Origin of the sequence: Nitrosomonas sp. Nm84 (assembly GCF_003201565.1) — a bacterium.
Lineage (GTDB): Bacteria > Pseudomonadota > Gammaproteobacteria > Burkholderiales > Nitrosomonadaceae > Nitrosomonas.
Genome location: NZ_QJJP01000041.1, coordinates 1 through 13,092, shown reverse-complemented (window position 1 = coordinate 13,092; position 13,092 = coordinate 1). Strand labels below are relative to the sequence as shown.

The 13,092-nt window shown below is 41.4% G+C and carries 10 protein-coding genes, 1 tRNA gene and 1 pseudogene; all 12 read right to left on the bottom strand.

Annotation, left to right across the window (positions count from 1 at the left end):
• Positions 1-128: 128 nt before the first annotated feature.
• Positions 129-260, bottom strand: coding sequence for a transposase (locus C8R34_RS17450; protein ID WP_207896491.1), 132 nt, complete (start codon positions 258-260; stop codon positions 129-131).
• An 88-nt stretch (positions 261-348) separates the two neighbouring features.
• Entirely contained in the window at positions 349-489 is a 141-nt protein-coding gene (locus C8R34_RS17445) for a transposase (protein ID WP_375342132.1), read from the bottom strand.
• Positions 490-705: 216 nt separating this feature from the next.
• Complete coding sequence (rpoC, locus tag C8R34_RS15105) at positions 706-4,908, bottom strand: DNA-directed RNA polymerase subunit beta' (protein ID WP_110342002.1); 4,203 nt, start codon at positions 4,906-4,908, stop codon at positions 706-708.
• 101 nt (positions 4,909-5,009) lie between these two features.
• A complete protein-coding gene (gene rpoB, locus C8R34_RS15100; protein WP_110342000.1) occupies positions 5,010-9,083 on the bottom strand; it encodes a DNA-directed RNA polymerase subunit beta in 4,074 nt (1,357 codons plus the stop codon).
• Between the two features lie 152 nt (positions 9,084-9,235).
• Positions 9,236-9,619, bottom strand: coding sequence for a 50S ribosomal protein L7/L12 (rplL, locus tag C8R34_RS15095; RefSeq protein ID WP_110341998.1), 384 nt, complete (start codon positions 9,617-9,619; stop codon positions 9,236-9,238).
• 59 nt (positions 9,620-9,678) lie between these two features.
• Positions 9,679-10,194, bottom strand: coding sequence for a 50S ribosomal protein L10 (rplJ, locus tag C8R34_RS15090; protein WP_110341996.1), 516 nt, complete (start codon positions 10,192-10,194; stop codon positions 9,679-9,681).
• 317 nt (positions 10,195-10,511) lie between these two features.
• Positions 10,512-11,207 (bottom strand): 50S ribosomal protein L1, encoded by a 696-nt coding sequence (rplA, locus tag C8R34_RS15085; RefSeq protein WP_110341994.1) that lies wholly within the window; start codon positions 11,205-11,207, stop codon positions 10,512-10,514.
• 1 nt (position 11,208) lies between these two features.
• A complete protein-coding gene (rplK, locus tag C8R34_RS15080; RefSeq protein ID WP_110341992.1) occupies positions 11,209-11,640 on the bottom strand; it encodes a 50S ribosomal protein L11 in 432 nt (143 codons plus the stop codon).
• Between the two features lie 129 nt (positions 11,641-11,769).
• Positions 11,770-12,303 (bottom strand): transcription termination/antitermination protein NusG, encoded by a 534-nt coding sequence (gene nusG / locus C8R34_RS15075; RefSeq protein ID WP_110341990.1) that lies wholly within the window; start codon positions 12,301-12,303, stop codon positions 11,770-11,772.
• 21 nt (positions 12,304-12,324) lie between these two features.
• A complete protein-coding gene (gene secE, locus C8R34_RS15070; RefSeq protein ID WP_110341988.1) occupies positions 12,325-12,669 on the bottom strand; it encodes a preprotein translocase subunit SecE in 345 nt (114 codons plus the stop codon).
• Positions 12,670-12,865: 196 nt separating this feature from the next.
• Positions 12,866-12,941: transfer RNA gene (locus C8R34_RS15065), tRNA-Trp, on the bottom strand.
• 66 nt (positions 12,942-13,007) lie between these two features.
• Positions 13,008-13,092: pseudogene (locus tag C8R34_RS15060) on the bottom strand (elongation factor Tu); the annotation flags it as partial.

Sequence of the window (13,092 nt, the reverse complement as noted above, 5' to 3'; positions counted from 1 at the left end):
TTCCTACTTCCCTCTTCTTCTTATTCTTGCCCGCAAGTCCTTATCCTATCCCCTTGCTCTCACCTAGACTACTTAGTCAATCCCTCACTGTCAAGAATTTATAAAACTCGGCTGCAAACGACCGAGTTTTAGAAGAGCGGTAGTTGCCCAAACCTCTCTTCCATTTCATCCATTACTTTGAGTTGATTTTGTACATACTGACGAATAGCTTCCTCGTTAGCATTCCCTATAGTTTCACCAAAATAGCTTTGTGTCCACACACTTACCTCCCCAAAAATATTTTCTCTTTAACTCTGGGCGTATACGAAAAAATTCTCGAGCTGATATGCTTTTTATTACCTGCATGACTTACGCTGGCGAAATCCTCGGATCCGTTCTCAGTACCATATGAATGTGATCCACTGGAATCTCTAATTCCACAATCTCTATATTGTAGTCATACCCTATCTTGCCAATAATGCCTTTTAACTCGCTTCTATAGGGTTCCATAAATACTTTATGACGATGTTTCGGAACCCACACAAGTGATACATCAATCTGAATACATGATGACTATTTCTCTGCAATTCCATAGCTGGATAGTCTACAATGGCGATAGGCCATTGTAGACTATCCAGCTCGGGGGCAAGCCCCCGTAATTTTCGCAATGCGGTTAAAAAACACAAGATAAGATAACACTTAAACCATCTATTTGTTCTTTACTTTCTAAACTGTACTATTAATTGAGATATTTGACTCTAATCCAAGTCCATACATCCGTCCTTGATTCTTACGTTTACTATGAAAAGATAATCCTGTACCCGCAGGAACAAGCCTACCGACAATAACATTTTCTTTAAGTCCACGCAGATCATCCTTTTTACCCATGATTGCAGCTTCTGTTAAGACGCGGGTTGTTTCTTGGAATGATGCAGCAGATATAAATGAATCTGTCGATAATGATGCCTTCGTAATACCAAGCAGCATAAATTCATAAGTGGCAGTCATTTTTTTCTCAGCAATCAAACGCTCATTCTCAATTAATAAATCAGCACGCTCAACCTGCTCACCAGGTATAAATACTGAATCTCCAGCACTCATTATTTGAACTCGCCTCAGCATTTGACGAACTATGACTTCAATATGCTTATCATTTATCCTAACACCTTGTAGACGATATACATCCTGTACTTCATCGGTAATGTAACGCGCCAACGCCTCAACGCCTTGCAAACGCAATATATCACGTGGATCAGCAGGTCCATCAACAATAATCTCACCTTTATTAACAACTTGACCATCATGCGCCATCACATGTTTATCCTTAGGTATCAAATATTCATGCACAATACCTTCTAAATCAGTTATGACAAGGCGTTGTTTACCTTTGGTATCCTTTCCGAATGATACAATACCAGTTACTTCTGCTAGCATACCCGCATCTTTTGGCGATCTCGCTTCAAAAAGCTCGGCTACACGTGGCAAGCCACCCGTAATATCGCGCGTTTTCGATGTTTCCTGTGGAATTCTTGCCAAAACTTCACCAACACTAACTAATTGTCCGTCACGCACGGTAATAATACAACCAATTTGGAATGTAATGCTGACTGGCTGATTACCACCAACCACTTTAATTTCATTCCCATCATCATCCAAGAATTTGACTAAAGGACGCAAACCTTTTGATTGGCTTACACCACGACGTTTTGGATCGATTACGACTAATGTAGACAACCCGGTTACTTCATCAATTTGCTTGGCTACTGTTACTCCTTCTTCAACATTCTCAAAACGCACCTTACCAGCATATTCAGTAATAATTGGTCGAGTATGTGGATCCCATGTTGTTAATACTTGGCCAGCTTTAACGTTTTCTCCATTACGTACCAATAATGTAGCACCATAGGATGCCTTATGCCTCTCGCGTTCACGACCATTCTCATCCTGGATAATAATTTCACCGCTTCGCGAGATTGCTATCAATTCATTTTGTGCATTCGTCACATAACGCATCGTAGAGGAGTAATGCACCATTCCACTTGATTTGCTTTCAACCTGACTCACCACTGCAGTTCTGGATGCCGCGCCGCCAATATGGAACGTACGCATAGTTAACTGCGTACCTGGCTCACCAATAGATTGTGCTGCAATAACGCCCACCGCTTCACCTACATTAACTGGGGTGCCGCGTCCTAAATCACGACCATAGCATTTAGCGCATAACCCATAGCGCGTTTCACAAGTCAGCGGTGTACGAACCTTTACTTCATCAATGCCCATGGATTCGATCAAATCAACCGCATCTTCATCCAATAATATACCTGAAGCAAAAATTACTTCCTGATTCTCTGGATTAATTACATCATTTACAACTACTCTACCAAGAATTCGTTCACGCAATGCTTCAATAATTTCACCACCTTCTACCAGCGCTTTCATAACAACACCGTTACTTGTATTGCAGTCTTCTTCCGTCACGACAAGATCTTGAGTGACATCCACTAAACGGCGAGTTAAATATCCGGAATTAGCCGTTTTTAAAGCCGTATCAGCCAACCCTTTACGGGCACCGTGTGTTGAAATAAAATACTGCAAAACGTTCAAACCTTCACGGAAGTTCGCAGTAATCGGTGTCTCAATAATTGAACCATCAGGTTTTGCCATTAACCCACGCATACCTGACAGCTGGCGTATTTGTGCTGCCGAACCTCGCGCCCCCGAGTCAGCCATCATATAAATTGAATTAAATGATTCTTGTGTCAATGGTTTACCGTCTTCATCCAGTTGAACTTTACCAGTAGCTTGCTCATACACAGATTCTACGCCAAGCTGATTCATCATCGCTTTCGCAACTTGGTCACCCGCACGCCCCCAGATATCCACAACCTTGTTATAGCGTTCACCTTGCGTTACCAAACCTGAGGTATACTGCCCTTCGATTTCCTTTACTTCACTTTCCGCAGCAGCGATAATATTTCCTTTCTGAGTCGGAATCAGCATATCATCCGCGCAAATTGAAATTCCTGCTCGTGTCGCATAGCTGAAACCTGCATACATCAGTTTATCTGCAAAAATAACAGCTTCTCGTAACCCACAACGCCTGAAACTAGCATTGATCAGTTTTGAAATTTCTTTTTTCTTAAGTGTTTTATTTAATAACGAGAAAGGTAATCCCGGTGGAAAAATCTCAAATAACAAAGCACGGCCTACCGTTGTTTCGTAACGAGTAATTTTTTCACATCGCTCGTCATCCGCATTGGTATCATACTCCTTGATTCTTACAGTAATTCTTGCGTTTAGCTCTACGTTTCGGCTTTCATAAGCACGAGATACTTCACCAACATTTTGAAATAACATACCTTCGCCGCGCGCGCCCACTTTCTCGCGCGTCGTATAGTAAAGCCCAAGCACAATATCCTGGGATGGCACAATAATTGGCTCTCCATTGGCTGGAGATAGCACATTGTTGGTTGACATCATCAGCGTTCGACATTCCATTTGTGCTTCTAATGAAAGTGGCACATGTACCGCCATTTGATCACCGTCAAAGTCGGCATTGAATGCCGCACACACTAATGGGTGCAACTGAATTGCTTTACCTTCAATTAATACCGGCTCAAAAGCTTGAATACCCAGACGATGCAAAGTCGGTGCCCGATTTAACATCACCGGATGTTCACGAATTACATCTTCCAGTATATCCCAAACCACTGCGCTTTCATTTTCCACTTCGCGTTTTGCCGCCTTTATGGTACTTGCAATGCCCATCAATTCCAGTTTATTGAAAATAAACGGCTTAAATAGCTCAAGCGCCATTTTTTTCGGCAAACCGCACTGATGCAACTTTAGCTGAGGACCGACAACAATGACAGAACGTCCCGAATAGTCGACACGCTTACCCAACAAGTTCTGACGGAAGCGCCCACCTTTACCTTTGATCATGTCAGCCAAGGATTTGAGTGCACGCTTATTAGCACCCGTCATTGCTTTACCACGACGACCATTGTCTAGCAATGAATCAACAGCTTCCTGCAGCATACGTTTTTCATTACGAACAATAATCTCCGGAGCTTTCAATTCGAGTAATCGCTTCAACCGATTATTGCGATTAATAACGCGCCGATATAAATCATTCAAATCAGAAGTTGCAAAACGCCCTCCATCTAGGGGGACCAATGGTCGAAGATCCGGCGGCAATACTGGTAATACAGTCAGTATCATCCACTGTGGCTTAATCCCGGATTTATTAAATGCTTCAAGTAATTTAAGACGTTTAGAGATTTTCTTGATCTTTGTTTCCGAACCTGTGCTTTCCATTTCACGTCGCAGATTCTCTATCTCAGTATTAATATCCAAATTACTTAATAGATCACGGATACCTTCTGCTCCCATGCTGGCGCTAAAATCATCGCCATACTCTTCTGTTTTGATTAAATAGTCATCTTCCGTTAACAATTGGCAGCGTGTTAATGGCGTTAGGCCAGGATCGGTAACTACATAAGCCTCGAAATAAAGTACACGTTCGATATCGCGTAGCGTCATATCCAACACCATACCCAAACGAGAAGGTAGCGATTTCAAGAACCAGATGTGCGAAACCGGGGTAGCGAGCTCAATATGTCCCATTCGTTCCCGACGAACTTTAGATAAGGTTACCTCAACACCACATTTCTCGCAGATGACACCGCGATGTTTCAGACGTTTATATTTTCCACACAAACACTCATAATCCTTTACTGGACCAAAAATCTTGGCACAAAATAATCCATCTCGTTCCGGTTTAAATGTACGATAATTAATCGTTTCGGGTTTTTTTACTTCACCATAAGACCATGAGCGAATTTTCTCTGGAGAAGCGAGACCGATTTTAATTGCATCAAACTCTTCTTTATGGGTAACTTGTTTAAATAAATCTAGCAGTGCTTTCATTTGTCACTCCTGTAACTCAGGGGGCAATAAAAATATTGGTATAATGGAGTTTATGGATGATTGGATACAATTCAATCTGATCATCCTAACTATTAGGAATTTCAATGCTGTTCTAAGTCAATATCCATCCCCAGTGAGCGTATTTCTTTTACTAATACATTAAACGATTCCGGCATTCCAGCGTCAATCTTATGATCACCCTTGACAATACTTTCATACACTTTGGTACGCCCTGTGACATCATCCGATTTAACAGTGAGCATTTCCTGCAAGGTATATGCAGCACCGTATGCTTCCAATGCCCATACCTCCATCTCTCCAAATCGTTGCCCACCAAATTGCGCTTTACCGCCTAGTGGTTGCTGTGTCACTAAGCTATAAGGACCCGTTGAACGCGCATGCATCTTATCATCCACCAAATGATGCAATTTCAGAACATGCATATAGCCAACTGTAACCGATCGATCAAAAGCTTCTCCAGTTCGACCATCATATAACGTAATTTGCCCGGATCTTGGTAATCCTGCTAATTCCAACATGTCTTTAATTTCTTCTTCAGTCGCTCCATCAAATACAGGCGTAGCGAAAGGAACTCCCTCAGTTAAATTTCCAGCTAACGATAGAATTTCATGATCGGATAGCGACGATATGTCTTCCTTCTTACCGCTTCCGTTATATATCTTGGCAAAAAATTCTCTGATTTCATTCGCATTCTGCTGCGCTTTCAACATTTCGTCGATTTTCTTGCCAAGCCCTTTAGCTGCCCATCCCAAATGTACTTCAAGTATCTGTCCTACATTCATTCGGGAAGGAACCCCCAATGGATTCAACACCACATCAACAGGTGTTCCATCAGCCATATAGGGCATGTCTTCCAAAGGTACAATCTTTGAGATAACACCTTTATTACCATGACGCCCCGCCATTTTGTCACCTGGCTGTAAGCGTCTTTTAACCGCAATATAAATCTTAACCATTTTCTGTACACCGGGTGCCAGCTCATCTCCCTGTGTAAGTTTCTTCTTTTTCTCATCAAACGCAGCGTCAAATGCTTTACGTTTCTGTGCCATACTTTCACGCACTTGTTCCAATTGTAAGCTTGCATCTTCATCTGCCAGACGAATATCAAACCAATAGTGTGGATCAAAACTCTTCAAATATTCAGCAGTTATTTCTTTTCCTTTGATCAGTTTATTCGGTCCTCCAGTAGCAACCTTACCAATCAGCAAACGCTCAAGCCGTTCAAAGGCATCTTCTTCTACAATGCGCATTTGATCCGCCAGATCTTTCTTATATCGATCCAGCTCATCATCGATAATCTGTTGCGCACGCTTATCCCGTTCTATACCTTCTCGCGTAAATACCTGTACATCAATGACTGTCCCTGAGATTCCTGATGGTACTCGCAGCGAAGTATCTTTTACATCTGATGCTTTCTCACCAAAAATTGCTCGTAATAATTTCTCTTCCGGTGTTAGTTGCGTTTCACCTTTGGGTGTAACTTTACCAACCAATACATCACCTGCTTCAACTTCCGCGCCGATATAAACAATACCAGATTCGTCAAGGCGCCCCAATTGATGCTCAGATAAATTTGGAATATCAGCTGTTATTTCTTCCGTACCAAGTTTCGTATCTCTGCTGACAACTGATAATTCTTCAATGTGTATTGATGTAAAACGATCCTCAGCAACAATTCGTTCTGATATCAGAATTGAATCTTCAAAGTTATAACCATTCCATGGCATAAATGCCACCAACATATTCTGTCCCAGTGCCAGTTCCCCCATGTCAGTGGAAGCGCCATCTGCGATCACGTCATCTCTATCGATTCTGTCTCCAATTTTAACCAAAGGACGCTGATTAATATTGGTATTTTGATTAGAGCGTGTATATTTTATAAGATTATAGATATCGACACCTACTTCACCCATTCGGGTTTCTGCATCATGCACACGAACAACAATTCGGCTCGCATCTACATAATCGACGATTCCACCACGTTTAGCGCGAACAGTAGTTCCCGAATGTACTGCTACCACCCGTTCGATACCTGTGCCGACAAGTGGCTTCTCAGCGCGCAAGCAAGGAACCGCTTGACGTTGCATATTTGAACCCATCAACGCACGATTAGCGTCATCATGTTCTAGAAATGGAATCAAAGATGCAGCTACCGAAACAATTTGTGCCGGAGCTACATCGACATACTCAATGCGTTCAGGTGAAGACAAGGCAAATTCATTTTTGTGACGGCAAGAAACAATTTCGCTGATAAATCGATCATTATCATCAAGTTCTGCATTTGCTTGAGCAATCATATAATTGCCTTCTTCAATTGCAGATAAATAATCGATTTCTTCTGTCACACAACAATCTTTCACTTTGCTATAAGGCGTTTCAATAAATCCATACTCATTGGTACGTGCATATAATGCCAGTGAGTTAATCAGACCGATATTCGGTCCTTCGGGTGTCTCAATTGGACACACGCGCCCATAATGCGTTGGATGTACGTCTCGTACCTCAAATCCAGCTCTTTCTCGTGTTAACCCCCCAGGTCCCAAAGCTGAAATGCGACGTTTATGGGTAATTTCAGATAGCGGATTAGTCTGATCCATAAATTGAGATAACTGACTGGATCCAAAAAATTCACGTGCTGCCGCTGAAACCGGCTTTGCGTTAATTAAATCATGCGGCATTAGATTTTCTGATTCTGCTTGACTCAATCGCTCTTTCACCGCACGCTCGACACGCACCAAACCGGATCTAAATTGATTTTCCGCCAATTCGCCCACCGAACGCACCCGCCGATTACCTAAATGATCAATATCATCGATTTCACCACGCCCATTACGCAGCTCTACCAATATTTTGATAACAGCAACAATATCTTCATTCGATAGTGTCGAAGATCCTATCAATTCAGTTCTACCGACTCTGCGATTAAATTTCATCCTACCTACAACCGACAAATCATAGCGTTCTGGCGAATAAAACAAGCCTGAGAACAACACTTTAACAGCATCCTCAGTTGGTGGCTCCCCAGGTCGCATCATTCGATAAATAGCTACTTGAGCAGTCATTTCATCGATTGTTTCATCAATCTTTAATGTTTGAGAAATATAAGCGCCATGGTTAAGATCATTGACATACAGTGTATTGATTTTCTTTATACTTGCTTTTTGTAGCTTAGCAATCATCTCTTCTGTAATTTCATCATTAGCCAGTGCAACAACTTCACCTGTTTCTTTATCGATTATATTTTGTGCAAGTATTCTTCCCAATAAAAAATCTTCTGGTACATCCAGTTGATCAATCTTAGCTTCTTGCATTTCACGTATATGCTTCGCTGTAATACGCTTATCTTTTTGAACAATGACTTTTTTACCTTTAGTCAGAATATCAAAACTAGCCACTTCACCACGTAAACGCTCAGGAACAAGCTCGAACTGAATACTTTTTTCTGTGAAATAAAAACTATCAAATATAAAAAACTCTTTTAAAATCTGCTCTGAAGTACAACCAATCGCTTTTAATAGCGTAGTGACAGGCATTTTACGGCGACGGTCTATCCTAAAATATAAGCAATCTTTCGGATCAAACTCAAAATCAAGCCAGGAACCACGATAGGGAATAATACGCGCAGAAAATAATAACTTTCCAGACGAGTGGGTTTTACCACGATCATGTTCAAAAAATACGCCTGGGGAGCGGTGTAGCTGTGAAACAATCACACGTTCTGTGCCATTGACAACAAATGATCCTGTTTCTGTCATCAAAGGAATTTCACCCATATAAACTTCTTGTTCTTTGACTTCCTTTACTGTTGGCTTAGATATTTCTTTATCCATAATTGTCAGTCTTACTCTGGCACGCAGAGGAGACGCATAGGTAAGCCCACGCTGCTGACATTCCTTCACATCAAATACTGGTGAACCAAGCTCATAACTTATGAAATCAAGACGTGCATTTTTAGTATGGCTCTCGATCGGAAAGATTGAATTAAAAGCTGCCTGAAGCCCTTGATTTTGACGCTTATTGGGCGCAACATTTTCCTGCAAGAAAGCTGCATATGATTCGAGCTGGGTCGCGAGAAGAAATGGGATTGGCAATACGCTCGCACGTTTGGCAAAACTTTTACGGATACGTTTTTTCTCGGTGAATGAGTAGCTCATGAATTTTCTCCGAACGAAGAAGGCAGAGGATTTAAAAGATGAAGCTCAATAATTATCAATTGTTCATTACCTACGATGACGTATTAAGCGATCGAAATACCAAAGGCTGGTAGCCTTAATAGCTCACCAGCCCGGGAATCTTACAACTATTCTTATTTAATTTCGCAAGAAGCACCCGCTTCAATCAGTTGTTTCTGAATTGCGGCAGCATCCTCTTTAGATATACCTTCTTTAACAGGTTTAGGCGCGCCATCAACTAGATCTTTTGCTTCTTTCAATCCTAAACCAGTCACTGCTCTTACTACTTTAATCACATTTACCTTACTTTCACCCGCTGAAGTAAGAATCACAGTGAACTCAGTCTGTTCAGCTTCAGCTGGCGCACCACCTCCACCACCCGGTGCAGCAACAGCTACAGCTGCCGTTGCAGCGGCTGACACACCAAACTTTTCTTCCATTTCTTTAATCAATTGTGACAAATCAAGCACGGTCATGTTTGCAATTGCTTCTAATATTTGATCTTTTGTTACAGCCATTATTTTTTCTCCTGATTATTTTCTATATTTAGCTACGAGTTAAATAGAAGTCTTAAGAACTATTTGTTATCGCGTACCATGGCCAAACCACGAACAAATCTAGCCGGTACTTCATTAAGTGTTTGAACAAATTTAGCAATCGGCGCTTGCATTGTTCCTAATAATTTAGCCAACAATTCTTCACGACTTGGTAATGCAGCAAGCGCAGTAATCTCATCACGTGACATTACATGCTCACCCATTGCACCAACTTTAATCACGAACTTCTCATTGTTCTTAGAAAATTCATGCAGCACTTTCGCAGCCGCAACTGGATCAGCGCTAATCCCGTATACAAGCGGACCTACCATATGCTTAGCCAATTCCGCATAAGGTGTATCAGCGACGGCACGCCGAACTAGTGAATTTTTTATGACACGAAAATAAATTCCTGATTCACGAGTTTTTGCTCTTAGTTGCGTCATTTGACCAACTTCTATCCCTCGATACTCTGCAATGATAATAGCTTGGGCGTTTGCTACTTGTGCACTCACTTCCGCTACGATTGCTTTCTTCTCTTCAAGATTAAGACTCAAGGTTCATTCTCCATCAGTAAAAATAGTACTTGGTACAGCAAATTACCTCCCCAAACACTACAAACCGGCGACCTTAAACCAGGAAAAAATTAAACTCCTGTTTTGGGTGCACCATCTACGCTGGGCGCTCAAGGAATCTGAAATTCAAACCACCCTGATTTCTGCGACAGCTTTCCTATCGTCAAACATTTCAGTATCGCTAAATAATCTAGCTATCCTCATGAAGTATAGCCAGTTATTTTTTGACAACCCCAGCGGTCTTTGATAATCCATCCAATGCATACGTACACAAACATTGAGTGGCCCAAAGTTCTTTATTATTGCGTTATACTTATTTGATCTACTCGCACTCCAATGCCCATAGTACTCGAGATAGAGACTCTTTTCAGATAAACACCTTTTGAAGAAGCAGGTTTAGATTTATTAAGAGCCTCAATTAATGCCATCAAATTTTGTTTTAAGGCTTCCACGCCAAACGATGCTCGCCCGATCGTGCAATGAATAATGCCAGTTTTATCAGCCCTAAATTGCACTTGCCCAGCCTTCGCATTCTTAACAGCACCCACAATATCCGTTGTAACCGTACCAACTTTCGGATTAGGCATTAAACTACGCGGCCCCAGAATCTGACCCAACTGACCAACTATCCGCATAGCATCTGGGCTTGCTATTGCGATATCGAAATTGATATTACCCGCTTTAACTTCGGCGGCCAAATCCTCAAAGCCCACAATATCTGCCCCTGCTTCTTGAGCTTCTTTAGCTTTATCACCTTGCGCAAACACTGCAACACGAACCGTTTTCCCCGTTCCTGCTGGCAAAACAACAGATCCACGCACAGCTTGATCTGATTTCTTTGCATCAATCCCTAAATTAACCGCCACATCAATAGATTCATCAAACTTAGCTGTCGCTGCTTCTTTTACAAGCCCCAGCGCTTCTTCAATCTGATATATTTTATTACGGTCAACTTTTCCTGCAATAACTTGATAACGATTTGATGAACGCGCCATTTTATATACCCTCTACCTCTATACCCATACTTCTTGCACTGCCGGCAATAGTACGCACAGCAGCATCCAAATTCGCTGCAGTTAAATCCGGCATCTTTATTTTTGCAATTTCTTCTGCCTGACTACGACTTAATTTCCCTACTTTGTCTAAATGCGGTCTCGGGCTTCCTTTACTGACCCCTGCAGCCTTCTTAATTAACACTGATGCTGGCGTCGTTTTCATTACAAATGTGAAACTCTTATCAGCATAAGCTGTAATTATCACTGGCACTGGCAACCCTGGCTCCATCTTTTGCGTCGCTGCATTGAAAGCTTTACAAAATTCCATGATATTTAACTGGCGCTGACCTAGTGCAGGACCAATGGGAGGACTCGGATTAGCCTTACCAGCCGGCACTTGCAGTTTAATATATCCAGTAATTTTCTTTGCCACTATGCTCTCCTATTGGGTACAAACGAGTAGTTATTCACTCTCCCCGATTCACCATTAATAATATTTGTTCCAGCTAAATCTAATTCTTCATTCGTAAAAATACTTACTGATACATTTCAGTAATATCTTTTAGGACTTCTCGACTTGATTAAAATCTAATTCGACTGGCGTTGGTCGTCCAAATATCGAGACCGAAACTCTGAGTTTGCTTTTATCGTAGTTAACATCTTCTACATTGCCATGAAAATCGGTAAATGGCCCATCTTTAACCCTTACGGCTTCACCCATTTCAAACAATATCTTCGGTTTCGGCTTCTCTACCCCCTCTTGAATCTGATGCAGTATGTTATCCACTTCCTTCTGACTTATCGGTGTAGGTCTCATAACTGAACCACCAACAAACCCAGTAACTTTATCGGTATTTTTAACTAGATGCCATGTCTCATCAGACATTTCCATTTCCACCAACACATAGCCAGGAAAAAACTTTCGTTCACTAATGTTCTTTTGGCCACTTTTCATTTCGATTACTTCTTCGACTGGCACCAAAATTTGACCAAACCTGTCTTGCATACCGGCTCTTTCAATACGATCCTTCAATGCACGCTGCACACTTTTTTCATATCCCGAATAAGCGTGAACCACATACCATTTCTTACTCATTCTTTCCTCTGTGATATTTGATCAAACATTCTGACCCATCATAAGCTTAACGAGTGACATCAGAGCAGCATCAATAAACCACAAAAATAAGGCCATTGCAATCACGAAAGCAAATACTACCCCTGATGTTTGGAGCGCTTCTTTCCGATTTGGCCAAACTACTTTTTTTGTTTCTTCAGCAGATTCTTTACAAAATCCGTAAAATTCTTGTCCTTGAGTTGTGAATTTCGCAACAATTGCAGCCAGCAAGAATCCAGTTAATATCGATAATAGACGAATAACCATTGCACTTTCACTTAAATAAATGAAACCCGCAATACCGGCCATTATGAATATAAATACAAGTCCAAGCTTCAGTTTATTCACGTTCAACCAATCCCTTATGCTTTATGATTATAATGTTACAGTGGTAATTCGCTTCCCAGAATCTCAGTCAAGATTGAACTTTGCATTTAAGGACATTCCACCAATGGCCACACCTTGCATCTAAGATTTATAAATACTTAACTATTCTTTTTATTTTCAGTCGTTGTGTGATTAGACAAACACAGTTCCATTTTTTTGGCAGGCCAGGAGGGCATCGAACCCCCAACCTTCGGTTTTGGAGACCGACGCTCTGCCAATTGAGCTACTGGCCTTTTTACTTAAAATTTCTCTAGAATCAATAATATTCAAAAACAATTATCGTTCCTTTTTTCTACCAATCATTCGATAATTTTCGCAACAACACCCGCACCGACAGTTCTTCCACCTTCGCGTATCGCAAAGCGTAATCCATCTTCCATCGCT